Annotated in this window: 20 protein-coding genes and 1 pseudogene; 15 read left to right on the plus strand and 6 right to left on the minus strand. The window is 67.8% G+C overall.

The window, feature by feature from the left end; all coding sequences use genetic code 11:
• The first annotated feature begins 1,690 nt into the window (after positions 1–1,690).
• The 4 genes from AUR65_RS04000 to AUR65_RS04015 all read left to right on the plus strand — a co-directional run bounded on the left by AUR65_RS04000 (position 1,691) and on the right by AUR65_RS04015 (position 6,703).
• The gene (locus AUR65_RS04000; protein ID WP_004974066.1) at positions 1,691–2,332 is read left to right on the plus strand and encodes an Era-like GTP-binding protein; all 642 of its coding nucleotides are present in this window, start codon (positions 1,691–1,693) and stop codon (positions 2,330–2,332) included.
• 6 nt (positions 2,333–2,338) lie between these two features.
• A complete protein-coding gene (locus tag AUR65_RS04005) occupies positions 2,339–2,731 on the plus strand; it encodes a DUF2073 domain-containing protein (protein WP_004044951.1) in 393 nt (130 codons plus the stop codon).
• Between the two features lie 48 nt (positions 2,732–2,779).
• A complete protein-coding gene (locus AUR65_RS04010) occupies positions 2,780–3,778 on the plus strand; it encodes an OapC/ArvC family zinc-ribbon domain-containing protein (protein WP_084816542.1) in 999 nt (332 codons plus the stop codon).
• 345 nt (positions 3,779–4,123) lie between these two features.
• Positions 4,124–6,703, plus strand: a complete 2,580-nt coding sequence (locus AUR65_RS04015; protein WP_058568818.1) for a DEAD/DEAH box helicase — start codon at positions 4,124–4,126, stop codon at positions 6,701–6,703.
• A 91-nt stretch (positions 6,704–6,794) separates the two neighbouring features.
• Here the strand turns inward: AUR65_RS04015 and AUR65_RS04020 are convergent, their stop codons facing one another.
• On the minus strand, positions 6,795–7,484 hold the full coding sequence (locus AUR65_RS04020; RefSeq protein WP_058568819.1) for an Sjogren's syndrome/scleroderma autoantigen 1 family protein: 690 nt from the start codon (positions 7,482–7,484) through the stop codon (positions 6,795–6,797).
• Between the two features lie 206 nt (positions 7,485–7,690).
• On the opposite strand from AUR65_RS04020, the gene mdh reads away from it, so the two are divergent.
• Together mdh and AUR65_RS04030 are read left to right on the plus strand one after the other, a co-directional pair.
• Positions 7,691–8,605: a malate dehydrogenase gene (mdh, locus tag AUR65_RS04025; protein WP_058568820.1), complete on the plus strand. Its 915-nt coding sequence runs from the start codon at positions 7,691–7,693 to the stop codon at positions 8,603–8,605.
• 109 nt (positions 8,606–8,714) lie between these two features.
• A complete protein-coding gene (locus AUR65_RS04030; protein ID WP_058568821.1) occupies positions 8,715–9,641 on the plus strand; it encodes a CPBP family intramembrane glutamic endopeptidase in 927 nt (308 codons plus the stop codon).
• A gap of 8 nt (positions 9,642–9,649) precedes the next feature.
• Here the strand turns inward: AUR65_RS04030 and AUR65_RS04035 are convergent, their stop codons facing one another.
• Positions 9,650–11,389, minus strand: coding sequence for an excinuclease ABC subunit C (locus tag AUR65_RS04035; protein ID WP_058568822.1), 1,740 nt, complete (start codon positions 11,387–11,389; stop codon positions 9,650–9,652).
• Between the two features lie 132 nt (positions 11,390–11,521).
• Here AUR65_RS04035 and AUR65_RS04040 point away from each other — a divergent pair, with 132 nt between their 5' ends.
• Positions 11,522–13,045 (plus strand): methyl-accepting chemotaxis protein, encoded by a 1,524-nt coding sequence (locus AUR65_RS04040; protein WP_058568823.1) that lies wholly within the window; start codon positions 11,522–11,524, stop codon positions 13,043–13,045.
• 23 nt (positions 13,046–13,068) lie between these two features.
• Here AUR65_RS04040 and AUR65_RS04045 read toward each other — a convergent pair whose 3' ends face one another.
• Positions 13,069–13,605 carry a VIT1/CCC1 transporter family protein gene (locus tag AUR65_RS04045; RefSeq protein WP_058568824.1) on the minus strand — a complete coding sequence of 179 codons (537 nt, stop codon included), beginning with the start codon at positions 13,603–13,605 and terminating at the stop codon, positions 13,069–13,071.
• 108 nt (positions 13,606–13,713) lie between these two features.
• Here AUR65_RS04045 and AUR65_RS04050 point away from each other — a divergent pair, with 108 nt between their 5' ends.
• The 3 genes from AUR65_RS04050 (at position 13,714) to AUR65_RS04060 (ending at position 16,073) form a co-directional block, all read left to right on the plus strand.
• Positions 13,714–13,989 (plus strand): hypothetical protein, encoded by a 276-nt coding sequence (locus AUR65_RS04050; protein ID WP_058568825.1) that lies wholly within the window; start codon positions 13,714–13,716, stop codon positions 13,987–13,989.
• A gap of 183 nt (positions 13,990–14,172) precedes the next feature.
• Complete coding sequence (locus tag AUR65_RS04055) at positions 14,173–15,153, plus strand: ABC transporter ATP-binding protein (RefSeq protein ID WP_058568826.1); 981 nt, start codon at positions 14,173–14,175, stop codon at positions 15,151–15,153.
• Entirely contained in the window at positions 15,150–16,073 is a 924-nt protein-coding gene (locus AUR65_RS04060) for an ABC transporter permease (RefSeq protein ID WP_058568827.1), read from the plus strand. The genes AUR65_RS04055 and AUR65_RS04060 overlap by 4 nt, the downstream gene beginning before the upstream one ends.
• A 62-nt stretch (positions 16,074–16,135) precedes the next feature.
• Here the strand turns inward: AUR65_RS04060 and ligA are convergent, their stop codons facing one another.
• From ligA to AUR65_RS04075, 3 genes and pseudogenes are all read right to left on the minus strand, one after another.
• On the minus strand, positions 16,136–18,235 hold the full coding sequence (gene ligA, locus AUR65_RS04065) for an NAD-dependent DNA ligase LigA (protein ID WP_058568828.1): 2,100 nt from the start codon (positions 18,233–18,235) through the stop codon (positions 16,136–16,138).
• A gap of 132 nt (positions 18,236–18,367) precedes the next feature.
• The gene (locus AUR65_RS04070) at positions 18,368–19,720 is read right to left on the minus strand and encodes a cytochrome P450 (protein ID WP_058568829.1); all 1,353 of its coding nucleotides are present in this window, start codon (positions 19,718–19,720) and stop codon (positions 18,368–18,370) included.
• 99 nt (positions 19,721–19,819) lie between these two features.
• A pseudogene (locus AUR65_RS04075) lies at positions 19,820–20,209 on the minus strand (helix-turn-helix domain-containing protein); the annotation flags it as partial.
• A gap of 195 nt (positions 20,210–20,404) precedes the next feature.
• Between AUR65_RS04075 and AUR65_RS04080 the strand changes: the two are divergent.
• The 5 genes from AUR65_RS04080 to fer all read left to right on the plus strand — a co-directional run bounded on the left by AUR65_RS04080 (position 20,405) and on the right by fer (position 26,210).
• Positions 20,405–21,724: an O-acetylhomoserine aminocarboxypropyltransferase/cysteine synthase family protein gene (locus tag AUR65_RS04080; protein WP_058568830.1), complete on the plus strand. Its 1,320-nt coding sequence runs from the start codon at positions 20,405–20,407 to the stop codon at positions 21,722–21,724.
• Positions 21,721–22,968, plus strand: a complete 1,248-nt coding sequence (gene metX / locus AUR65_RS04085) for a homoserine O-acetyltransferase MetX (protein WP_058568831.1) — start codon at positions 21,721–21,723, stop codon at positions 22,966–22,968. Before AUR65_RS04080 ends, metX begins: the two co-directional genes overlap by 4 nt.
• A gap of 132 nt (positions 22,969–23,100) precedes the next feature.
• The gene (locus AUR65_RS04090) at positions 23,101–24,396 is read left to right on the plus strand and encodes an O-acetylhomoserine aminocarboxypropyltransferase/cysteine synthase family protein (RefSeq protein ID WP_007274674.1); all 1,296 of its coding nucleotides are present in this window, start codon (positions 23,101–23,103) and stop codon (positions 24,394–24,396) included.
• A gap of 162 nt (positions 24,397–24,558) precedes the next feature.
• Positions 24,559–25,680 (plus strand): inorganic phosphate transporter, encoded by a 1,122-nt coding sequence (locus AUR65_RS04095; RefSeq protein WP_199180562.1) that lies wholly within the window; start codon positions 24,559–24,561, stop codon positions 25,678–25,680.
• 140 nt (positions 25,681–25,820) lie between these two features.
• Positions 25,821–26,210, plus strand: coding sequence for a ferredoxin Fer (gene fer, locus AUR65_RS04100; protein WP_004974109.1), 390 nt, complete (start codon positions 25,821–25,823; stop codon positions 26,208–26,210).
• Positions 26,211–26,298 lie beyond the last annotated feature (88 nt).

A 26,298-nucleotide genomic window follows, 5' to 3' on the forward strand; every position in this document is an offset into this window, starting at 1 on the left:
TCAAGTGGAATAGTCGCCCGCAGCGGCGCATAGGGTGCGTGAAGCCGGTGATAGCCGGCATCTACGCATCACGCCGAAGAAGGCGATTCCAGATGATGCAAAGGAACCAAACGAACAGTCGGTACAAAAATCTTACTTCTCCGACTTGTCTGCCGTCGTTCGACCCGAACTCGGCCGGACGGGACCGTTTCAACACGAACGACCCCGACTCGGCCGGAAGCGAAGACTCCGTGACTGCAGTTCGAAAGCGGGGTCGGAGTGGTCAGTCGATGGTGGTCCGCGGTCGTCTCGACACCGAGAGTGGAGCGTCTCGGAGTCGAAACCAGGGGCGAAAGTCAGGAACGGGTGGGAGGAGGTTCGGATGAAGGGGAGTAGTTCGAGTCGATTGGAGAACGCAATCGGACAGAGTCGGCGAGCAGTCAACGGACAGAGTCGGTGAGCAGTCAGCGGGCAGAGTCGGTCGGACTGTTGGACGGTCGGACTGTTAGACGGTCGGACAGCTGGACGGTGAGGACTAGCCACGGTCCCGTCGAATTGAAACGCGTCGGTTCGAACAATCGCGCTCTGTCGAGTCGAACCGCGGGCCGTGTCGCGACTCCGAACGGCGGCGGTAAGTTTGGACGAACGAGGGTCGCACACCGGACTCCCGGTGGCTCTACACCGAATCTCCAGTCGGCACGAAAGCCCATCGGTACGTGTGGGTGGAGTGGAAGTCGGAGTCGAGTAGGTGTCCGACGAGAAAAATTGGTGCGGTGGACCCCCTTGTTTCGTGTGGAGACGGCCGAAACACGCTTTCGGAGAAATCTGAGGCGAGAGTGGTTTTGCGGCCGGTCTAACCCCTCCATTTCCTATGCAATTAAGTGGTCGATCTCCAGTTCGACGGGAAACCCCTGGGACTCGGATGCCCCACACCCCTTCGTTTCGGGTGGAGCCGTGAGAGGGTGGGGAGGGGGTCTCGGTGGCCTTTAGATAGGGATAGCTTTATGACTCATATTCGCATACCGTACCCGTACTGGGGCAAAAAGAGATATTATTGTACTCCCCTAGAATAGAATTAACGTCCGACCGCCGTCTAGCGGTCTCCCCCCACCCACCCCTTCGGACCGTTCCACCCGAAACGAAGGGGTGGGGGTGTCCCGAGACGAGATGTTCACCTCCGTCGAAGCGGGCCTCCACCACGACTCCGACGCGAGTCCAATCCCGGACCGGCGTGGTTGCAGTTCGTGCCAACCCAACTATATTATTTAGTCCGTTGGGTGGTTCGTCCTGTTCGGTCCGTGCTCACCCGACCGACTGACTGACTGCTGACGGTCTGATTGACGTCCGCGGACCGGTCCGCAGACGAAACGGACGGGGTCACGAGACACGAACTTCCCGGGACTGACCTTTTTCGCCTCGCACACGTGTACGCCCGAAGTAGCAATTTGCAGAGCGGGTCTCCCGGCGTGCGAATTTGGTCGGCGGTCAGTCGGCCGCGTTCGACCGCTCGGCACGCCGCGGCTGAAGGTCCGTTCGTCGTTCGTCTTCGGCCCGCTCGTTTCGGGTCCATTCGAACGCCGTCCGCGACGTTTCGTTTCTGTCGTCTTGTCTCCCACGTGACTGGTGTCTGACGTAGTGCTTAAGTGAGTCCGGTTGGGTGATACCTCCATACGCCCTCCACGACGCGTTCGGGAGGTGCGGGAGGCCCAGGATGGGACTGCTCACAGATCTTAGAGACAGCATCTCACGAGTCGTCGACCGGCTCTTTTCGGAGAGCGAGCCGAAGCGGATCGGTATATATGGCCCGCCCAACGCCGGGAAGACGACTCTCGCAAATCGTATCGCCCGTGACTGGACCGGTGACGCCATCGGTCCCGAGAGCCACATCCCTCACGAGACTCGCCGCGCCAGGCGGAAGGAGAACGTCGAAATCGAGCGGAATGGCAAGAAAGTCACCATCGACATCGTCGACACGCCGGGTGTCACGACGAAGGTCGATTACAAGGAATTCCTCGAACACGACATGGAGAAAGACGACGCCGTCCGCCGGTCCCGCGAGGCGACCGAGGGCGTCGCCGAGGCCATGCACTGGCTCCGCGAGGACGTCGACGGCGTCATCTACGTGCTCGACAGCACGAAAGACCCGATATCGCAGGTCAACACGATGCTCATCGGCATCATCGAGAGCCAGGACCTGCCCGTGCTCATCTTCGCGAACAAGATCGACCTCGAAGATTCGAACGTCGAGCGCATCGCGAACGCGTACCCACAGCACGAAACAGTCGAGTTGTCAGCGCTCGAAGGGGAGAACATGGACGAAGTGTACGCCAAAATCGCGGAGTACTTCGCGTGATTCACCATGCCTGAAGCAACCGCCTCCGACAACGGCTCCGACGGGGTCCAGATAGACCTCTTCAGCGGGAATCGGATGGCAAACCTCACGAGCATGGAGAAGATTCGGCTCATCCTCGACGGTGTCCGCGACGGTAACATCGTCATCCTCGAAGAGGGTCTCTCGCCCGACGAGGAGTCGAAGCTCATCGAGGTCACGATGGCCGAGATAAGCCCCGACGAGTTCAACGGAATCGAAATCGAGACGTATCCGCGCTCGCAGACCGCAGACCAGAGCTTCCTCGACCGGCTCATGGGCCGACAGTCGACCCAGAAGCTCACCGTCATCGGTCCCGCGAACCAGATTCAGACGCTTCACAAGGACGAGAACCTCATCAGCGCGCTCGTCTCGCGAAAGTAGGGGGTCCCACGAACGCCCTCACGCGCCATCCGGCGCCAACATCCATCAATGCCACATCAATGCACCACGTGCGGTAAGGTGTTCCCCGACGGCTCGAAGGAGATGCTCTCGGGGTGCCCGAGCTGCGGCGGCAACAAGTTTCAGTTCAAGCCCGCGTCGAGCGGGAGCGCTCCCGCGAGCGCCAGCGACGACACGCCGTCGACGGGCGGCGCCGGAACGCGGGACCTGACCTCCTCGGCGGCCGACGCCGTCCGAGACCGCGCGCAGCAGCAGTCCCACCCCGACGCGACCGACGAAGAGTCGATGACCGTCAGCGACTGGGCGAACGCGAATGCGAACCCGGACGCCCCACAGCGAACCGAGACCGGCGACGCAGCCGACTCGACCGGAAGCGAGCCGTCGTCGACCGGTGCGGCCGGGTCGAGCGACGCGGCTGACGCAGCCAACGCGGGTGGCGAACCCGAAGACAAACCCCGCGGTTGGGGCGAGTGGCCGTCTGCGCCCGGCGAGTCTCCGGGAGCAGACCCGCAGGAGCCCCCAGCGTCGCGGAACGAATCCCGAGGTGAGTCCGCGACGGAGCGACCCAGTCGCTCGGCGGACTCGGCCTCGCCTCCGGACCGCGCGCCCGGTAAAATCAACGCGCGCGAGACGGACGAGGACAACTCCCAGAAGAGCGCCCGAAGCGACGTCGTCACGCCCGAAGAACTCGCGGCCGCCGACGCGAACCGACCCGGCCCGGCGGCCGAGACGCCGGCCGAAGCGTCCCCCGACCCCGACGCGGCGGCCGGTCAGCCGGGCGAAGCCGCGCCCACGGACGCGGACGGCACGGTCATCGAACCGTCGTCCGACGAGCGACCCAACCTGGACCAGCTCCGCGAGGAGCTCAACGACCAGTTCGAGAGCATCAAAATCGTCAATCCCGGTCAGTACGAACTCAACCTCATGGAGCTGTACGACCGCGACGAGTACATCATCTCGCTCCGCGAAGACGGCCGCTACGTCATCGAAGTCCCGGACTCGTGGGGTCCCGGCAACCGCGAAGACTGAGCGCGCGGTCCGCGCCCGCCCGATTTCTCACCCCGTTGTTTCCGGTGCAACGCCGACCGTTCGGCTCCGTGCGTACGAGTTCGTCTGTCGAATCGGCACAATCGTTATATACAATAGTTGAGAGTATATCTCCTTGGGGAAGCGCTATGTCCAATCCGCACAACGAAAAGGTCGCCGAGTGGGCGTCGCTCCTCGGAGCGTCGCTCCCGTCCGCGCGACCAGACGACCCTGACCTCGACACCGCCGACAGCGCGGGGTAAGACCGCCGCGGCGTCTCCCGGCGGACTGCTTTACTTTCACCCCGCTCTGCGAACCCTTATCGGCGAGGACGAGTAATCGTCACCGATGCCGGCCTCCGAGGACGTTGCGTACGTGGACCATCCGTTACTCGCGCCGTCGTTCATCGAGCGACGGCTCTATCAGATTCGCCTCGCCGGTACCGCGCGCAACGGCCACACGCTGGTCTGTCTCCCCACCGGTCTCGGGAAGACGACCGTCAGTCTGCTCGTCACGGCCCAGCGGCTCTACGACGTGGGCGGGAAGTCGCTGTTTCTCGCGCCGACGAAGCCGCTGGTCCAACAGCACGCCGACTTCTACCGCGAGGCGCTGAACGTCCCCGACGACGAAATCGTCGTCTTCACCGGGGACGTTCGGCCCGACGACCGGGCCGCGCTCTGGCAGGAGGCCCAGATCGTTATCGCCACGCCGCAGGTCATCGAAAACGACCTCATCGGCAACCGAATCTCGCTTCGGGACGTGACGCACCTCACCTTCGACGAGTGCCACCGCGCGAGCGGCGACTACGCCTACGTCTACATCGCCGAGCGCTACCACGCCGACGCCGAAGACCCGCTCGTCACGGGGATGAGCGCCTCGCCCGGCGGCGACGAGGAGGCCATCCTCGAAGTCTGTGAGAACCTCGGAATCGTCGACGTGGAGGTGATGACCGAGGAGGACGCCGACGTGTCGGAGTACACCCACGACACGGACGTGGAGTGGAACCGAATCCAACTCCCCGACGAGATTCTGGAGATACGCGACGCCCTCAACGAGGTCATCACCGACCGCCTGGAGAAGCTCAAGCAGTTGGGCGTCACCAAATCCACGAAGCCCGATATCTCGCAGAAGAAGCTCAACCGGATGCGCGCGGAGCTACAGCGGCTGATGAACGCCGACAAGTCGGAGGGCTACAAGGGCATGTCCACGCACGCGGAGGTGATGAAGCTCCGCCGGGCGGTCGAACTCGTCGAGACCCAGTCGGTCGAGTCGGTCCGGCGGTACTTCGAACGCCAGCGCAACGCCGCCCGGTCGTCGGGCGCGTCGAAGGCGAGCCAGCGACTCGTCGCCGAACCGAAGGTCCGCGAGGCGATGCGGAAAGCCGAGTCGTTCGACGGCCTCCACCCGAAGTTCAGGAAGACGCGCATCCTCCTCGCGGAGACGCTCGGCATCCAGAACGGCGAGCGCGTCATCGTCTTCACCGAGTCCCGCGATACGGCCGAGGCGCTCACGGAGTTCCTCTCGGAGAGCTTCTCGGTCCGGCGGTTCGTCGGACAGGGCGACCGCGAGGGCTCCGACGGGATGACCCAGAACGAACAGCAGGAGACCCTCGACAAGTTCCGAAACGGCGAGTTCGAGGTGCTGGTCTCGACCTCCGTCGCGGAGGAGGGACTCGACGTGCCCGAGGTCGACCTCGTGCTCTTTTTCGAACCCGTGCCGACCGCCATCCGGTCCATCCAGCGGAAGGGGCGGACCGGCCGGCAGGCCGACGGCCGCGTGGTCGTCCTCCTCGCGGAGGACACCCGCGACGAGGCGTACTTCTGGATATCGCGCCGCCGCGAGAAGACGATGCAAAACGAGCTTCGGGACCTCAAGGGCGCGGCCGACGACCTCGAAGCTGAACTCGACCCCTCCCAGCGCGACCTCTCCGCGTTCGCGGGAGGCGACGGCAGTTCCGCCGGCAACGCGGGGAGTTCCACCGGAAACGGGGGGGTTGACGACGCGGGCGAGAACGGTGCAAACGGGACATCGGCCGCCTCGTCGTCCGCCTCTAACGGCCAGACTGCGACCGCGGCGGCGACCGACTCGGACGGGCAGTCCGGCCTCGCCGACTTCGGTCCCTCTGACGAGGAGTTGGCACAGGCGGAGGACGGCGATGAGGAGTCCGCTGACGGAGACGGCGACCCGGACGACTCGGATGCGGACCCCTCGTCGGCATCCGAAGGCGACGAGACGGGCGAACCGGCCACCGTCGCGGCGGCGGGAACGGACGACGAGGACACCGTCGAAATCGTCGTCGACCAGCGCGAACTCGACTCCAACATCGCCCGCACCCTCTCGAAGCGCGAGGACCTGACGACCAGACTGGAGACGCTCGCGGTCGGCGACTACGTCCTCTCGGACCGCGTCGCGGTCGAGCGAAAGAGCGTCTCCGACTTCCTCGACACGCTCACCGGCGGCGACCGCTCGATATTCGAACAGGTCGCGGACCTCACGCGCCACTACGCCCGGCCGCTTCTCATCATCGAGGGCCGCGACCTCTACGAGGAGCGCAACATCCACCCCGGCGCGATTCGCGGGGCGCTGTCGTCGGTCGCGGTCGATTTCAACGTGAGCGTGCTGTTCACCGAGGACGAAGACGACACCGCGGAGATGCTGGCGACCATCGCCACCCGCGAGCAGACGGACCGCGAGCGAACCGTGAGCGTCCACGGCGGCAAGAGCGCGAAGACGCTCGACGAGCAACAGGAGTACGTCGTCTCCGCCATCGCGGACATCGGCCCGGTCACGGCGCGGACGCTCCTCGAAGCGTTCGGGAGCGTCGAGGCGGTGATGACCGCCAACGAGGACGACCTCAAAGAGGTCCGCGGCGTCGGTCAAGTCACCGCCGAGCGAATCCGCGAGGTCGTCGGCTCGGAGTACCGCTGAAGCGCCGACGAGAATGAGCGCGAGGCTCCGAAACAGAGGGACCGAAGTATGGCGATTTCAACGCCGAGAGCGATGACGGTGCGCCGGTCGCTTATCGGTCGAGCGCGGAGATAGCCTCGGCGGCCTCGCGCGCGGCGGTCAGATACTCGGTCGCACGGCGCGGGTCGTCGGTCGACTCGGCGCGCTCGGCGGCCCACGTCAGCGTCCGCACGAGCGACTCCCGCGCGTCGGTCACGTCGCCGGCGACCTCGCGGGGCGCACGCCGCTCGCTTCCCCGCTCGTCCGCGGTTCGGGGCTGTGTCGGTGCTGCGGCGCGCCCGTTCGTTCCGGTGGGGTCGTGGCGCGCCTCGTCGGCGACCCGGTTCTCCCGAGCCTGCACCGGTTGCCGCGCTCCGGCCTGCGGTCGCTCAGTTCCCGGTGTTCCGGCGTCGGCGCTCGTCGCGTCGGCCGCGTCGGCCGTTTCTGCGGACTCGGTTGCCCTGCCAGACGAGGCCTCGACCCCGGCCTCGCTTGCATCGGCTTCGACGGCCGCCTCGGCGGCCTGCTCGGCGTCTTGGTCCGCGCTCGCCGCGGCCTGCCCCTCGGCCTGGCAGGTCGGGCAGAACACCTGGTCCTCGTAGCGGAACAGGGGGTCGCCGCAGTTGTCGCAGTGCTTGTTGGTCATCGTCGCGCCCTTGAGGAGCAACTCGCTCATGCGCTGGGTCGACTGGCGCTTCTTCTCGTCTCGCTCGTACTTCTCGCGAAGTCGCTGGCGCTCTGCTTCCTTGTCGAAGTCGCTCATGTGCGTGTGGACGCGACGTGCGTCGAAAAACCCCACGGCGTCGTTCGGTCGGTTTCGTCACCGGCGGCCTCGTCGCCTCTCGCGCCCGACGCCACCCCGGCGCTGTCGGACGAAATTCGACGACTGACGAACACGAAATCGACAGACTGCGGTTCGGTGCCCGTTCCGAAACGTTTACTCGGAATCCACAGCGTCGTTAATGTGGCATGACGAAAGTTAGCGTGATTGGTGCGGCCGGCACGGTCGGTGCCGCGGCTGGGTACAACCTCGCGCTTCGCGATGTCTGTGACGAACTCGTGTTCGTCGACATCCCGAAGATGGAAGACAAGACGGTCGGACAGGCGGCGGACACGAACCACGGCATCGCGTACGACTCCAACACGGTCGTGACGCAGGGCGGCTACGAGGACACCGCCGGCTCCGACGTGGTCGTCATCACGGCGGGCATCCCGCGGCAGCCGGGACAGACCCGCATCGACCTCGCGGGCGACAACGCCCCCATCATGGACGACATCGGGTCGTCGCTCGCGGAGTACAACGACGACTTCGTCTCCATCACCACGTCGAACCCCGTGGACCTGCTCAACCGTCACCTCTACGAGACGGGCGACCGCGACCGCCACAAAGTCATCGGCTTCGGCGGCCGCCTCGACTCCGCCCGCTTCCGCTACGTGCTGAGCCAGCGCTTCGACGTGCCGGTCAAGAACGTCGACGCGACCATCCTCGGCGAGCACGGCGACGCGCAGGTTCCGGTCTTCTCGAAGGTCCGCGTCGACGGCAACGACCCCGCCTTCTCCGCCGACGAGAAAGAGGAGATTCTCGGCGACCTTCAGGAGTCCGCCATGGACGTCATCGAGCGCAAGGGCGCGACCCAGTGGGGCCCGGCGACCGGCGTCGCCCACATGGTCGAGGCCGTCCTGCACGACACCGGCGAAGTGCTCCCCGGTTCGCTCGTCCTCGACGGCGAGTTCGGCTACGAGGACACCGCCTTCGGCGTCCCCGTCAAGCTCGGCTCGAACGGTATCGAGGAGGTCGTCGAGTGGGACCTCGACGACTACGAGGCCGACCTCATGGACGACGCGGCCGAGAAGCTCCGCGACCAGTACAACAAAATCGCGTAAGCCGCTTCGGCTCGTCACACACCGACTTTTTGCGGTCGCTGCGTCTCCCGCCGACACGCGTGTCTCCGCGGCGTCAACCGTTATCTCGTCGCCGGGCGATAGTTCTCGTATGTCTACAGTTGGGGACGGTCGGACGGAATCGAACGCGCGATCCGAGTCGTTCGAGCCCCGTCGCGTCTCCGTCTTTCTCCTCGTCGCCTTCGGTCTCGCGGGCGCGACCGCGCTGGCCGTGTCTCTCACCGGCGGCTTGACGAACTCGCCGCCGGTCGTGTTCGGACTCCCGCTGTGGCTCGTCCTCGTCAGCACGTTCTACATGTTCTCGCCGTCGGTCGCGAACGTCGTCACCCGACTCGTCACCGGCGAGGGATGGGCCGACCTGCGGGTTCGCCCCGCGCTCCGGTCGAACGTCGGGACCTACCTCCTCGCGTGGCTCGTCCCCGGTCTGTTCATCGCCGTCGGGGCGGCGCTGTTCTTCGCGCTCTTCCCAGCGTATTTCGACCCCGACGCGACGGCGCTCCGGGGGGTGCTCCCGGCGGGCACGTCGTTCGAACTCGTCTTGGTCGCGCAAATCGCGCAGGCGCTCGTCCTCGGTGCGACGGTGAACACCGCCTTCGCCTTCGGCGAGGAGTTCGGCTGGCGGGGGTATCTCCTGCAGAAACTCCTCCCGCTCGGTCCCCGTCGGGCGGTCCTCCTCTTGGGCGTCGTCTGGGGCGCGTGGCACTGGCCGCTCATCGCGCTCGGCTACAACTACGGGTTCGACTACCCCGGTGCGCCGTGGACCGGCTTTCTGGCGATGGTCTGGATGACGACGATGGTCGGGGTGTTCCTCGCGTGGGTCGCGCTCCGCGCCGACTCGGTGTGGCCCGCGGCGCTCGGTCACGGGATGTTCAACGCCTTCGCGGGCCTCGGGAGCGTCTTCGCGACGACCGGAACGCCGTCGTTACTCGGTCCGACCGCCGTCGGCGTCGTCACCGTCGTTCCGTGGGTCTTCGTCGCCGCGGCGCTCGTGTTTCGCTCGTCGGCGTTCGAGGCGTAGCCCACGTTTCAGAGCCGCCGCTTCAGTTCGTCGGCCGTCTTCTCGCCGACGCCGGGCACGTCGGTCAGGTCCTCGACCGACGCCTCGCGCACGCCGTCGACGCTCCCGAACCGCGTGAGCAGCGCCCGGCGGGTCTTCTCGCCGACGCCGGGCACGTCGTCGAGGACGGTCTTCACCTCGTCGCGGAGCGTCTGGTGGTACTGGACGGCGAAGCGGTGGGCCTCGTCGCGGACGCGCTGGAGGACGTGCAGGTGCGGCGCGTCGTCCGGCCAGTCGAACGTCCGGTCGGGCGTGACGACCAGTTCGCGGTCCTTGGCGATGCCGACGGCGGGCACGTCCCAGCCGGTCTCGTCGAGGGCGTCGAGCGCGGCGTTCAACTGGCCCTTGCCGCCGTCGATGAGGAGTAAGTCGGGGTCCGGGCGGTCGTCGCGGCCCTCCAGCGCGCGGGTCGCCCGCCAGCGGACGAGTTCGCGCATGTTCGCGTAGTCGTCGTTGCGCTCGGGGAGTCGCCGCCGGCGGTAGTCCGCGGTCTCGGCGCTCCCGTCGACGAAGCACACGTCGCTGCCGACGACGGCCTTGCCCTGCGCGTGGCTCACGTCGAAGCCCTCGATGCGGGCGACGCGGCGCACGTCGAGGCCGAGTTCGCGGGCGAGCGTGGCGAGACCGTCGTCGCGGCCGGCGCGCCGGCGGGCGTTCTTCAGCGCGAGTTCGACCAGTTTCGCCTCGCGGCCCGCACCGGGGACGCGGACGCCCACGCCCTCCGATTCGAGCCACGCGACCACGTCCTCGTCGTCGGGATGCTCCGAGAGGACGACCGCATCGGGGAGTTCGCGCTCGGCGTAGAACTGCGCGAGGAACGCCGAGAGGACGGCGGCCGTGCGGTCCTCGCCCTCCGGGGCGTCGAGGTGGTGGCGGGTCCGGTCGACCAGTTGGCCGCGTTCGGCGTGGAGTCGAGCAACTGTCGCCGAATCGCCGCGGAGCGAGACGCCGAGCACGTCGATGGCGCGCTCGTCGGACTGCGAGGAGACAGCGTCTTCGCCCGCGCCGTGGAACGACTCGACGACTTCCAGTCGGTCGCGGAGGTTGGCGGCGCGCTCGAACTCCGCGTCCTGCGCGGCCGCCTCCATCTCCCGGCGGAGCGGGTCGGCGAGGACGCCCGTCTCGCCCTCGAAGAAGCGGACCGCCGACTCGACGTCCTCGCGGTAGTCGCGCTCTGCAATTTCGCCGGTACAGGGGGCCGTACACAGGCCCATCTCGTAGTCCAGACACGGCCGCGAGCGGTTCGAGTACTTGTGGTCCGAACAGCCGCGGAGGCCGTAGGTCTCTCGAATCGCCTTCACGACCGTCTCGACGCGGCCCTTGTCGGTGTACGGCCCGAAGACGGTCGCCGAGTCCTCGGGGTCGCGGGTGACCTCGATACGCGGAACCGCGTGGGCCGTCAGCTGGACGAGCGGGTAGGATTTGTCGTCTTTCAGGCGGACGTTGTAGCGCGGTTGGTGGCGCTTGATGAGGTTGGCTTCGAGGAGGAGCGCCTGCGTCTCAGTGTCGGTAACGGCGAAGTCGATGTGCTCCGCGCGGTCGACCATCCGGGAGATGCGTTCCGAGCGAGGGTCGGCGTACGACCGAACGCGGGCGCGGATGTCGACCGCCTTCCCGACGTACAGGACGGCATCGCCGGCGACGAACTGGTACACGCCGGGGTCCGACGGAAGCGCGCTGGCTCGTTCGCTGACCGCGGCAGGGTCCATCTGCGGTGATTTACGGCGCGAAGGGCTTGAGGCTGACGCGTCGGCCGCACCGCGGCCTTGCGCTCCTCAAATTATCTAATTTGATAATATATGCGAAAGATACTCCTGTGATGCTCTGAAACGTGGCCTCTAATGTCACTTGGTATACTATCTCGCGTCCGTTCGTGGTTCGGTGCGCAGACTCCGTTACCAGACGGCGGAATCGTCGCCGGTTCCGCCACCGACGCGCCGGACTTGAACGTCGACGACGACGTGCTCCTCGACGGCGTCGGCCTCCCGGCGTTCGTCCTCGACGAACAGGGTCGCATCGCGGCGTGGAACGCCGGCGTCGAGTCGTTGACCGGCACGTCCGCGGACGCCGCGCTGGGCCGACGCGACCTCGGCGACGCCTTCTACGGCGACTCCGCGGCCAGCGTGCTCGCGGGGCAGGTCCTCGACAACCCCCGCGACGCCGCGTCGCTCGACGGCGTGGAACTCGACGACCCCGACCGCCTGCTCTACGCCGCGGAGGAGACGTTCGCGGACGTGAACGGCGACGACTGCCACGCCCGACACACGGCGATGCCGCTCTACGAGGGCGACGACCTCGTCGGCGTCCTCCAGACCGTCCGCAACCGCACGACCGAGGTCGAGCGCCACCGCGAGGTCGCCGCGCTCGTCTCCGAGGTCGAATCGACGCTGACCCAACTGAGCCGGGGCAACCTCGACGCGCGGGCGACGATAGACGACAGCGGAGCCGTGGACGACCAACTCTATCTCGTCGTCGACGCGGTCAACGAGACGGCGCGGAACCTCTCGACGCTGGCGTCGAACGTCGAAGACGAGACCGAGACGGCGACCGCGGCGGTCACGCGGGCGGCGTCCGCGGCCGACGCCATCGTCGATAACGTCGAGGAACAGCGCGACCTCCTCGACGAGGGCGCGACCCAGATGCAGCAGTTCAGCGCGACGATGGAGGAGGTCGCCGCCACCGCCGACGAGGTCGACACGGCGGCCACGGAGGCCCGGCAGGCGACCGCCGAGGGCCGCGAGGCCAACAGCGAGGCGCGAGAGGCGACCGAGAGCGTCGTCACGATGGGCGACGAACTCGTCGACCGCGTGACCGAACTCGGCGGCCGCATGGACGACATCGAGGCGGTCGTGGAGGTCATCTCCGAGGTGGCCGAACAGACGAACCTGCTCGCGCTCAACGCGAACATCGAGGCCGCCCGCGCCGGCGAGGACGGCGACGGGTTCGCCGTCGTCGCGGAGGAGGTCAAGTCGCTCGCCGACGAGACGCGCCAGCACACCGAGGACATCACCGCGCAGATAGAGGACATCCAGTCGCAGACCGGCGAGGCGGTCCACGCGGCGACCGAGTCCAACGACCGCATCGAACACGCCGACGAGCGCATCTCCGAGATGCTGGCGGCGTTCGAGGAAATCGCCGCCTCCATCGACACCGCCGCGGACGGCGTCGCGGAGGTCTCCCGCGCGACCGACGAGCAGGCCGAGGCGGTCGAGGAACTGACCGCGACCATCGAGGACGTGCGCGACCGGACCGTCGAGACCGAGGGCGCGGTCGACAGCATCGTCACGGCGACCGACGAGAGCACGCAGGCGCTGTCGGCGCTCGCCATGGAAGTCGAGGAACTGACGGGCAATCGCTCCCCCTAAAGCGAGACGAACGCGCGTTCTTTTCAGGCCACACCGGCGAGGAGGTTCCCGACCACGTAGGCGACCGTCGCGGCCGCCATCCCGACGACGAACATCTCGACGCCGTTGGCGAGCCACGAGCGGTTCGTCACGAGGCTCCGACTCGCGCCGACGGCGAAGAACGCCGCGGCGGTGACGGCGATGGAGACGGGAAACAGCGGTTCGAGCCGGAGTACGTACGGGAACAGCGGTGCCCATCCCGCGACGATGAAGGCGGCGAACGTCGCGGCGGCGGTTCTGACGGGCGTCTTCCCGTCGGTCCGGGCGTGGCCGTCGCCGCGGGCGTCGTGGTAGTCCTCCTCCGAGCGCTCTGAGAGGTAGTTGCTCATGCCCATCGAGAAGCCGTCGGCGAACAGGTTGGCGAACCCGAGGACGATGACGATGCTCGGGCTCAAAGACGCGCCCGCGACGCCGGCGACGACGGCGAACGTCGTGACGATGCCGTCGTTCGCGCCGTAGATGAGTTCCGGGAGGTACCGGCCCGACGACTCCACGTCGTCTCCGAGCAACGTCTCCAACATGCCGGAGTCGTACGCTCGCAGCGCGAATAAACGATAGGGGGGACTCCCGGCGCGCCGTCCGGAGTCGATGCCGGCACGCGTAAGGGAACCCCGTCCGAACCACGGGCCATGAGCGACGACGACACCACGCGGCTCTGGTTGGTCGAGCGGTCCTACGACGACCGGGACCTCATCATCCTCATCTACGCGACGCCCGACGGCGAGTACGAACTCCGGAAGGAGCTCGCCGCGGCCGTGATGCACCAGCGCCGGATGACCGTGACCGCCGCCATCGACGCGCCGACGGAGAACCTCGAACCCGTGGACGACGACGACCTGCGCGAGCGGTACGCGGCGGAAGCGACGAAGATGTCCGACTCTCACGAACCCGACGACGAGGTCTGAGGCGGCTCTGCCGACGCGGACGACGGGGGTCGTCGGCCGCCGATACTGGCCGTCGATGCCGACCGAACCGCCCGACTGCGACGGCCCGACTCTCCCGTCGAACCGCCGTCCTCGCACGGGAATGTTATCGCCCGTGATTTTTGCACCTAAAACCCTTTAACCCAGTGCGACGCAGGCCCGCCCATGGCCGCCATCGAACTGAACGGGGTGACGAAACGGTTCGAAGACGACGAGGGACTGCTCGATTCCGTCCGCTCGTCGTCCGACGCCGACGCCGTCACCGCCGTCGACGACCTCTCGTTCTCCGTCGCGGAGGGAGAGGTGTTCGGGTTCCTCGGTCCCAACGGTGCCGGAAAATCGACGACAATCAACATGCTTCTCGACTTCGTGCGTCCGACGAGCGGGTCCGTCCGCGTGCTCGGACACGACGCGCAGGCCGAGAGCGTGGCCGTCCGGCGTCGGACCGGCGTGCTCCCCGAGGGGTACGACGTGTACGACCGACTCACCGGGCGCGAACACGTCGAGTTCGCCATCGAGTCGAAGGAAGCCGACGACGACCCCGACGAACTGCTCTCCCGCGTCGGCCTCGACCCCGACGAGGCGGACCGCCGCGCCGGCGGCTACTCCAAGGGGATGTCCCAGCGCCTCGCGCTCGCCATGGCGCTCGCCGGAAGCCCGGACCTCCTCATCCTCGACGAGCCCTCTTCCGGCCTCGACCCCGCCGGCGCGCGCGAGATGCGCGACATCGTCCGCACCGAGGCCGACCGCGGCGCGACGGTGTTCTTCTCCAGTCACGTCCTCGCGCAGGTCGAAGCCGTCTGCGACCGCGTCGGCATCATGCGCGACGGCCGACTCATCGCCGAGGACACCATCGAGGGCCTCCGCGACCGCGTCGACGCCGAGGCCGTCCTCCGAATCGACGTCGACGGCGACGCCGACCTCGACGCGGTCCGCGCGCTCGACGGCGTCTCGTCGGTCGAGACCGACGGTGACGGCCTCGTCGTCGGCTGTACCGACGACGCTAAATCGCGCGTCATCGAGGCCGTCGAGGCCGGCGGCGCGACCGTCGCCGACTTCGAGACCGACTCCGCGTCGCTGGAGGACATCTTCCTCGCGTACACCGAGGGCGACGACTCGGCCGACGAACCGGAGGTGACGGCATGACGCTCGAATCCGTCGCGCGCAAGGACTTCCGCGACGCCCTCCGGTCGCGGTGGCTCCTCGGCCTGACGCTGTTTTTCGCCCTCCTCATCGGCGGGTCGGCGGCGCTGTTCTACGGCGTCCTGCTCTCGGGCGCGGGCGCGAACTCCGAGACGCTGTTCGGGCTCTCCACCGCGCCCGGCGGGCTGTTCAACTTCTCCTACGCGGGCATGCTCGGATTCGTCCTCGCGCTCATCGCGCTCGTGACGGCCCACGGCTCGCTCATCGACGAGCGCGAGTCGGGCACCATCAAGCTCCTGCTGTCGCTGCCGAACTCCCGGCGCGACGTGGTGTTCGGAAAGCTCGTCGGCCGCACGCTCGTCGTCATCATCTCGATGCTCGTCGGCTTCGTCCTCGCCCTCTTCGCGATGCTGTTCACCGGCGGGCAGGTCATGTTCGCCTCCTACGCGGGGCAGGTGGCCCTCTCGGGGCTCCTCGCCACGGCGTTCGTCTCCATCGGCATCTGGCTCTCCGCGACCTCGACTTCCCAGCGGCAGGCGCTGTTCGGCACCGTCGGACTGTACTTCATCTTCGCCGTCCTCTGGTCGACGGTCGCCACGGGCGTCCCGCGGCTCGTCAACTGGGTCGTCGAACAGCTCGGCCTCACCGCGCTGACCGCGCCGCAGGTCGTCCAGATGCGCCTTTTCATCAAGTACCTGAACCCGCTTCGGGCCTACGAGACGCTGGTCGCGGAACTGTACGGGCCCGCGGTCGCCGCCCGCCTGTTCAAGGCCGGCCTCGGCGAGCGACTCGCCATCCAATCGACGTTCCAGGAGTCGCTCCCGTTCTACTTCAGCGGGCCGTTCATCCTCGCCATCCTGCTCGCGTGGATTGTCGTCCCGCCGCTGCTCGGCTACCGGGCGTTCAAGAAGACGGACCTCTGAGGCGGAACGACTGACGCCTGAGGTGGGAGCGCCCGCCTCGGCGACGCCGACTTCCGACTGTTCTATTCCGGCGGATACGCCACGCCGCGCTCCGCGAGCAGGTCCTCGAACTCGGCTTCCGAGAGCGTCGGCACGTCGTTCGCCTCGGCGTCGTCGCGCTTCGACTGGCCGGGGTTCTCGCCGACGACGAGGTAGTCGGTGTTGCCCGAAACGGAACCCGTGACGTTGCCGCCGTGCGATTCGACGAGGTCCTTCACGTCGCCCCGGCTCGCGGCGAGCGTCCCGGTCACGACGAACGTCAGACCGTCGAGTTCGTCGCCGCCCGATTCGACGGGTTCTGGGTCGACCCCGCGGGCGAGGAGCGCGCGAATCACGGCGCGGTTGTCCTCGTTCTCGAAGAAGTCGCGGACGCGACGCGCCACCGTCTCGCCCACGTCGGGCACCGTCGTCAGGCGTTCTTCGAACGCGTCGAACTCGCCGTCCTCGGCGTCGGCTTCGATGGGGAACGCCTCGATTGCACCGAACTCGCGGGCGAGGCCGCGGGCGGTCGCCTCGCCCACCTCGGGGATGCTCAGGCCGACGAGGAACGAGTCGAGAGCGGGGTTCGTCGAGTTCTCGACGGCGGCCACGAGGTTCTCGGCGCTCGTCTCGCCCCACCCCTCCAACTCGGCGAGGTCGTCGGCCGTCAGGTCGTAGAGGTCGGCGACCGTCTCGACGAGGCCCGCATCCACGAGTTGGGAGACGCGCTCTTCGCCGAGGCCGTCGATGTCCATCGCGCCCTTGACCGCGAAGTGGCCGATAGAGGCCTCCCGCTGGGCCGGACACGACAGCCCGCCCGAACAGAACGCCAGCGGGCCGTCGCGGTCCACCGCGCTCCCACAGACGGGGCACTCGTCGGGGAACTCGTAGCTCCCGCCGCCGTCTTCGGTGACTTCGACCACCTGCGGAATCACGTCGCCGGCGCGCTTGACGCGGACGCGGTCGCCGACCGCGACGCCGAGGGCGGCTATCTCGTCGGGGTTGTGGAGCGTCGCCCGTGAGACGGTGACGCCGCCCACGTCTACCGGGTCGAGGATGGCGACCGGCGTGAGCCGACCCGTCCGCCCGACCTGCACGACGATGTCGCGGACGGTCGTCACCTCGTGGCGCGCGGGGAACTTGTAGGCGAACGCCCAGCGGACCGAGCGGCTCTTTTCGCCCAACCGCTCGCGGGCGTCCCGCGAGTCCACCTTGATGACCGTCCCGTCGATTTCGTAGTCGAGGTCGTCGCGGGCGGCCTGCATCCGGTCGCGGTAGTCGATGGCCCCCTCAACGTCCTCGGCGCGCTCGATTCGGTCGGCGACGCGGAGGCCCCACTCGCGCAGGCGGTCGAGCGCCGCCCACTGGCTGTCGGGCCGCGCGCTCGCGTCGAGGATGTCGTAGAAGAACACCGCGAGCGGTCGGTCGGCGACGACCGAGGGGTCGAGGTTGCGGAGCGTCCCGGCGGCCGCGTTCCGGGGGTTGGCGAAGGCGTCCTCGCCGGCCTCGACGCGCCGGGCGTTGAGGTCGCTGAAGTCGGATTTCGGCATGTAAATCTCGCCGCGGACGGCGAGTCGCTCGGGGTGGTCCCCGCGGAGCGACAGCGGGACGGTCGGAATCGTCTTCACCTGCGCGCTCACGTCGTCGCCGCGCCGGCCGTCGCCGCGGGTGGCCGCGCGGACGAACTCGCCGTCCTCGTAGACGACTTCGACCGAGAGGCCGTCGAACTTGGGTTCGCAGACGTAGTCGACGTCGCCGACTTCGCGGCGGACGCGCTCGTCGAACTCCCGGAGGTCGTCGGCCTCGGTGCTCTGGTCGATAGAGAGCATGGGCGCGACGTGTTCGACCGTCTCCAGCGCGTCGATTGGCTCGCCGCCGACGCGGTTCGTCGGGCTGTTTGTCGTGTCGAGGTCGAACGCGCCTTCGAGCGCGACGAGTCGGGAGAACAGCGCGTCGTAGGCCGCGTCGGAGACGAGCGGGTCGGCCTCGACGTAGTAGCGGTGGTCGTGCTCGCGGACGGCCTCGCGGAGGAGCGCGGCCTGCTTCTCGGCCGCCTCGCGCGAGAGCGACTCGGCGGGTTCGAACTCGGTCGGCGGGTCGCGGAGGTACGGGTTCGACTCGGCGTCGACGTCGGCGTCGCTCATTGGTTCGGGTGTCGGCCGGACGGCGGGTAAACGCTCCGGGGTGACGGCGGGCGGGCCGGTGCAACCAGCGGCGACGACGGCGGTCGAAACCGGGGTGAGACTACGCGCCGCCGCCGCGACTCGCACCGGCGCTTACCGGCGGTTCACGACCATCTCGACCGACCCTTCGGGCCGGAGGGTAATCGAGGGGTCGAACGACAGGTCGTGGGTCGGGTCGACCGTCCACGACTGGGCAATCGTCGCCAGCGCGAGGCGCGCTTCGAGCATGGCGAAGCGGTCGCCGATACACCGCCGCGGGCCGCCGCCGAACGGGAAGTACGCGTACTTCGGGAGGTCGCGTTCGAACGCCTTCGTCCACCGACTCGGCCGGAATTCGAGGGGGTCGTCGTAGAACTGCGGGTCGCGGTGGAGCACCCACTGCTGGACCGAGACGGTCTGGCCGGGTTCGACGCGGTAGCCGCCGACGGTGTCGGGTTCGGCGGCCTCGCGGATGAGTTCCCACACCGGCGGATAGACGCGCATGCCCTCCTTGACGACCTGCTCGGTGTAGGTCAGGCCGTCGAGGTCGCCGAAGCCGGGGCGCTCGCCGTCGAGGACGGCGTCGAGTTCCTCGCGGAGCGTCGCCGCCTGCTCGGGATTCGTCCCGAGGAGGTGGAGCGTGTAGGTGAGTGCCAGCGCGGTCGTCTCGTGGCCGGCGAGGAGAATGGTCACGAGTTCGTCGCGTATCTGCTCGTCCGGCAGGGGTTCGCCGTCGTCGTCGCGGAACGTCAACAGGAGCGAGACGATGTCGTTGGCCTCGGGGTCGGGGTCGTCGTCGCGGTGTTCCGTCACGATGCGGCCGACGACCTCGGTGAGGTCGTCCAGCGCCTGCTGATACCGGCGGTTACGTGGGGTGGGGACCCACCGCGGAACGTCCACCGGGCGCTTCATCGAGGTCGACGAGTAGTCCATGACGGTTTCGAGGGCGTCGCCGACGGCGGACTCCTCCTCGCGGATGTCCACGTCGAACAGCGTCTTCGCGGCGATTTCGACGGTGAGGCTCATCATGTCCTCGTGGATGTCGCGCGTCTCGCCGTCCTCCCACGACGACAGCATGCGCTCCGTGTACTCGACCATCACCTCGCTGTATCGCTGCAGCATCTGCGGGAGGAACGCCGGCTGCATCAGGTGGCGCTGCTGCCGCCAGAACTCGCCTTCGCTCGTGAGCAGGCCGTCGCCGAGGACCGTCCCGAGCGATTCCTGAAACAGCTCGCCTTTGATATACCGCTGGTTCTCCTGCACGAGGACGTGTTCGACGAGTTCGGGGTCGCTCAGCTGGTAAAACGAGATGCCGCCGATGTCGTACTCGGCGACCGGACCGTACTCGCGGGCCACCTCGGTGACGAACGCGAGCGGGTCGTCCGCGTACCGGAGGGTGTGGTGGACCACGGGCTTCGACGGCGGACTCGGCGGTCGTTCTTGACCGCGTTGCGTCGCTTCTGACATGGTTGAAGCTACGGGCGGAACCGGGATGGCGCTACTGCCGATGCCGGCCGGCCCTTTATATAGTGGCTCTCCAAGTCGGTGACGCGACGGCGACGACGGTCACCCGAGGCGGTTCATCACGCGCGATTCGACCTTCCGGAGGTGTTCCGAGACGGTGCTCTGCGAGCAGTCGAGTTCGGCGGCGAGTTCCTCGACCGACACCCGCCGCGGGATGTCGTAGTAGCCGCGCTCGACGGCGGTGTCGAGCACTTCGCGCTGGCGGGCGGTGAGGTCCGCGCGGACGCCGCCGCGGACCGGTTCGTAGTCCGAGAGGCCGTCCACGCAGAACGCGTCGGTGAGCGAGTCGGGGAGCGACGTGACCGCGCCCGAGAGTTGCGCGTGGCTCCCGAGGACGTTGACGACGACGCCGTCGCGGGTGAGCCGAATCGGCGTGTCGAGAAGCAGGTCGTGTTCGTCCACGAGTTCGAGCAGCCGGCGCACGTCGTCGTCGAAGTGAGCCCGGAGACACTTCATGGGTTACTCCGACTCTCGCGCCGCCGAGGTATGCAACTTGCCCTCCGATGCGGACCGTCTCTTCTCTCCCGCGCCGTCCTCCGGGCCGGCCGCCGCTTTTCACCCCCAACCACGGGCAACGCTTGCCGTAACTGACGGTTATTCCTCTGTCCAAGATTATGCACCTCATACATGAACCGAGGCTTCCGCACGCTCGGCCTCCACGCCGGACAGGACCCGGACCCGGCGACAGGGGCCCGCGCCCCGCCACTCTATCAGACCACGTCGTACGTCTTCGACGACGCGGACCACGCCGCGGACCTGTACGCCCTCGAAGCCGACGGCGACGTCTACTCCCGCATCTCCAACCCGACGACCCGCATCCTCGAACGCCGCCTCGCCGCCCTCGAATCGGGCGTCGACGCGGTCGCCACCGCGTCGGGGATGGGTGCCCTCGACGCGCTCACGACCGTCCTCGCGTCGGTCGGCGACAACGTCGTCCTCTCGGAGGACATGTACGGCGGCACGGCCTCGTACTTCTCGAAGACCGCCGTCAGGCGGGGCATCGAATCCCGGACCGTCGAGACGCTCGACGTGGACGCCTACGAGGCGGCCATCGACGACGACACCGCCTTCGTCCACGTCGAGACGGTGGCGAACCCCTCGCTGAAGACGCCCGACTTCGAAGCCATCGCGGCGGTCGCCCACGAGCACCGCGTCCCGCTCGTCGTGGACAACACGTTCGCCACGCCCGCGCTCTGCCGACCCATCGAACACGGCGCTGACATCGTCTGGGAGTCCACGACGAAGTGGCTCCACGGCTCCGGCACGACCGTCGGCGGCGTCGTCGTCGACGGCGGCACCTTCCCGTGGGACGCGGCCGACTACGACGAACTCTCCGGCGAGAACCCCGCGTTCGGCGTCGACTTCGTCGAGCGGTTCGGCGAGCGCGCCTTCGCCGAGGCCGTCCGCCAGCGCGCCGTCAGGAGCACCGGCAGTTGCCAGTCGCCGTTCGACGCGTGGCAGACCCTCCAGGGCGTCGAGACGCTCGCGCTTCGGATGCGCGCCCACTGCGACAACGCCCGCCGCGTCGCCGAGTTCCTCCGCGACCGCGACGGCGTCGCGTGGGTCACCTACCCCGGCTTCGAGGACCACGAGACCCACGACCTCGCCTCGGAGTACCTGCAGGGCGGCTACGCCGGCATGGTCACCTTCGGCCTCGACGGCGAGGACGACGAGGCGGCCTACGGGGCCGCCAAGACCGTCTGCGAGTCGGTCGACCTCGTGAGCTTCCTCGCCAACATCGGCGACGCGAAGACGCTGCTCATCCATCCCGCCTCGACCACGCACGCCCAGCTCTCGATGGACGAACAGCGCGCCGCGGGCGTCGCGCCCGACATGCTCCGGCTGTCGGTCGGCATCGAGGACGCCGACGACATCATCGCCGACCTCGACCAGGCAATCGAACACGCCCTGCGTCAGCAGACGGACGGAGGCTCGGAGGAGCGATGAGCCGAACGCGAACCACGCCCGGCCGCCGGGTCGAATCCGACGTCGTCGACATCGGCGAACACGAGTTCGAGTCGGGCGAGATACTGCCCGACCTGAAAGTCGCCTACGAGGCCTACGGCGAGTTCGACGGGCAGAACGCGGTCCTCGTCTGTCACGGTCTCACCGGGAGCCAGCACGTCGCCGGCCACGGCACCGAGTCGGGCGTCTCCGGGCAGGCCCGCGCGTGGTGGGGCGACATCGTCGGGCCGGGCAAGGCCATCGACACCAACGACTACTACGTCATCTGTGTGAACGTCCCGGGGTCGTGTTACGGTACGAGCGGCCCGGCCAGCGATGGACCGGACGGCGAACCGTGGGGGACCGACTTCCCGCCGGTCACCGTCCACGACTGGACCCGCGCCCAGCGCCGCCTGCTCGACCACCTCGGCGTCGGCCGCCTGCACGCCGTCGTCGGCGGTTCCGTCGGCGGCATGAACGCGCTCGACTGGGCCGTGCAGTTCCCCGATGACGTGGAGCGCCTTGCGGTCGTCGCGTCCGCGGCCCGCCTCGATTCGCAGTGTCTCGGCATCGACGCCGTCGCCCGCCGCGCCATCACCTCGGACCCGAACTGGAACGGCGGCGACTACTACGGCGAGGACCAGCCCTCGCCCGACGCGGGCCTCGGACTCGCCCGCCAACTCGGCCACCTGATGTACCTCTCGAAAGACTCGATGGAGCGCAAGTTCGGCCGGCGCTCCGCGGGTCGCGGCGACCGCGGCGACGCCTTCCCCTCGGACCCCGCGGCGTCCTTCTTCCCGTACCGCGAGGTCGAGTCCTACCTCGACTACCAGGCCGAGAAGTTCGCCGAGCGGTTCGACGCCAACGCGTATCTGTACCTCACGCGCGCCATGGACGACTTCGACCTCTCGGAGGGCTACGAGTCCGACGCGGCCGCGCTCGCCGCCTTCGAGGGCGAGTCGCTCCTCGTCTCCTTTACCGGCGACTGGCACTTCACGACCGAACAGTCCGAGTCGCTCGCGGGCGCGTTCCGCCGCGTCGACGTGCCGGTCGCACACCACGTCGTCGAGTCCGACCACGGTCACGACGCCTTCCTCGTCGAACCCGAGAAGGTCGGGCCGCCGCTCGGTGACTTCGTCGACGAGGGCGTCGCGGGCCGCGCCGTGACCGACACCGCGCCCGACGGCGGCGAACCCGAGGAAGACGAGGACTTCGCCCCGGTCCACTCCTCGCTGTTCTCGCGCTGAGGCGCGGGCGGTCGTGGCGGACGCTCGCCCTCGGTTCTCAGGGGCTTCTTGTCAATTGCTACCGCGTCGCAGAAGCCGGCGGGAATTGCGACCGCCACCGCGCTTTACGCCCGTCCGATTCGACGTTCGGGTATGAGCGACGACGACAGTCCGGGTTTCCACACTCGGAGCCTCCACGCCGGACAGAGCCCCGACTCCGCGACGGGCGCGCGCGCCCCGCCGCTGTACCAGACCACCTCGTACGTCTTCGAGGACGCCGCCGACGCGGCCGCGCAGTTCGCCCTCGAAAAGCCGGGACACATCTACTCGCGGCTGATGAACCCGACCGTCGGGATGCTGCAGGAGCGTCTCGCCTCGCTCGAAGGCGGCGTGGGCGCGGTCGCCACGTCGTCCGGGATGGCCGCGTTCGACCTCGCGACCTTCCTGCTCGCCTCGGCCGGCGACAACATCGTCTCCGCGTCGTCGCTGTACGGCGGGACCTACACCTACCTCACCCACACCGTCGAGCGCCGTGGCGTCACGACCCGGTTCGTGGACACCCTCGACGTGGACGCCTACGAGGAGGCCATCGACGACGACACCGCGTTCGTCCACCTCGAAACCATCGGCAACCCGGCGCTCGTGACGCCCGACATCGAGGCCATCGCGGAGGTCGCCCACGACCACGGGACGCCGCTGTTCGTGGACAACACGTTCGCCACGCCGTACCTCTGTAACCCCATCGAGCACGGCGCGGACCTCGTCTGGCAGTCCACGACGAAGTGGATTCACGGCGCCGGCACGACCATCGGCGGCATCCTCGTCGACGGCGGCACCTTCCCGTGGGACGAGTACGCCGACGACTACCCCGAAATCGCGAAGCCGAACCCGGCGTACCACGGCGTCAACTTCGACGAGACGTTCGGCCCCGCCGGCTTCACCTACGCCGCCATCGCCCGCGGTCTGCGCGACCTCGGCAACGCCCAGTCGCCGTTCGACGCGTGGCAGACGCTCGAAAAGCTCGAATCGCTCCCGCTTCGGATGCGCGCGCACTGCGAGAACGCCCAGGCCGTCGCGGAGTTCTTAGACGACCACGAGAAGGTGTCGTGGGTGAACTACCCCGGCCTCGAATCCCACGAGACCCACGAGGAGGCGTCGAAGTACCTCGATGGCGGCTACGGCGGGATGATTACCTTCGGCCTCACCGACGGCTACGAGGCCGCCAAGGGCACCGTCAACAACGTCGAACTCGCCTCGCTCCTCGCCAACGTCGGCGACGCGAAGACGCTCGTCATCCACCCGTCGTCCACGACGCACCAGCAACTCACCGAAGACGAGCAGGCCGCCGCGGGCGTCACGCCCGACATGGTCCGCCTGTCGGTCGGCATCGAGGACGTAGACGACATCATCGACGACCTCGACCAGGCGATTCGCGCCGCGTCGAACTGAGCGCGCCCGCCTCGGCCGAGTCGCTCCCGGTCGCCACGCCGTCGTCGGCGTCGGCGTCAGCGTCGGCGGACGAGTCGGCGACCGACCGCCGTCACTTTTGTGCCTGCGCCAGTAGGTAACTCCGTGGTAGAAGCACTCCTCTTCGTCGGTCTCATAGTGGCAGTGTTCGTCGGGTTCAACATCGGCGGCTCGTCCACGGGGGTCGCCTTCGGCCCTGCGGTCGGGAGCGATGTGCTCGGGAAACTCGCCGCCGCGGCCCTCATGACCGGGTTCGCGCTCCTCGGCGGGTGGACTCTCGGTCGAGAGGTCGTCGCTAAGATGGGCGGCGAAATCGTCCCGCAAAGCGAGTTCACCCTCCCGGTGAGCGTCGCCGTCCTCTTTTTCGTCGGCCTCGCGCTGTTGGTCTCCAACACTTTCGGCGTCCCCGCCTCCACGTCGATGACGGCGGTCGGGGCCATCGCGGGACTCGGCCTCGCCCACGGGTCGCTCGACGCCGGCGTAATGCTCGAAATCATCTCGTGGTGGATTGTCGCGCCCGTCATCGCCTTCTGGATATGCGCGGTCATCGGGCGGTACGTCTACCCCTACCTCGACGCGTGGCTCAAACTCGACCAGAGCCCCGGCGCGCTCGTCACGCTCGACCGCGATGGCGGCATCCCGCGGCCGCGACTCGGGCCGAACACGACGTACCGCGAGTTCGGGAGCACCGTCCTCGTCGTCGTCGTCGCCTGTTACATGGCGTTCTCCGCGGGCGCGTCGAACGTCGCCAACGCGGTCGCCCCGCTCGTCGGCAACGGCGCGCTCGATATGAACACGGGCATCCTCGTCGCCGGCGGTGCCATCGGCCTCGGCGCGTTCACCATCGCCCGCCGGACGCTCGACACCGTCGGCAACGACCTCACGCAGTTGCCCATCCTCGCGGCGCTCATCGTCGAGACGGTGAGCGCGTCGCTCATCTCCTTCCTGTCGGCTATCGGCATCCCCGCCAGCCTCGCCGTGAGCGCGACGATGTGCATCGTCGGTCTCGGCTGGGGACGGGCGACCCGCACCGTCACCCTCGGCGAGGCCCTGAGCGGCGGCGAGGCCCCGCAGGTGTCGGTCAACGCGCTCACCGTCGAGCGCGAGGACGAGGTGCCGAAGATGGGCGAGGAAGCGCCGGACGAACTCTCCGCGCAGGACCTGTTCGACCCCGGCACGACCGGGCGGGTCATCTTCTTCTGGATGCTCACGCCCTCGCTTTCGGCCATCGCGTCGTACGCGCTGTTCTCCGCTGGCATTATCTGAAGCGTTCGACCGTCGCATCGGCTGATTCGAAACCATCACGGTCAACAATGAAACAAACGGGCGACCGCCGCCGTGCCGCGGGTCGAATTCGGCGCACGGAACAGCAAAGTCTAATGGGGTGGCCTTCGAATCCTCTGTCGATGCCCACGGTAACCTACCTCAACTACGAAGTTCTCGACGACAACGGCTGGGACCTCGACGACGACGACCTCTTCGAACAGGCCGCCGACGCCGGTCTCGACGCCGAAGACTACGGTGAGATGGAAGTTAATCAGGGCGAGTACATCCTCGAAGCCGCAGAGGCGCAGGGCTACGACTGGCCCTTCAGCTGCCGTGCCGGTGCCTGTGCGAACTGCGCGTCCATCCTCAAGGAAGGCGAAATCGAGATGGACATGCAGCAGATTCTCTCCGACGAGGAAGTCAACGACAAGAACGTCCGTCTCACCTGCATCGGTTCGCCGGTCGAGGACGAGGTCAAGATCGTCTACAACGCGAAGCACCTCGACTACCTGCAGAACCGCGTCATCTAAGGCGCTCACCCGAACATTTCTTTCGACGCACCGGCCCGTGACCGGTAGGTCCGCCGTTTCCTCTCCCGTTCGAGTCGAGCGGCCGACA

It is taken from the genome of Haloferax marisrubri (assembly GCF_001469875.2).
In the GTDB taxonomy this organism is placed as follows: domain Archaea; phylum Halobacteriota; class Halobacteria; order Halobacteriales; family Haloferacaceae; genus Haloferax; species Haloferax marisrubri.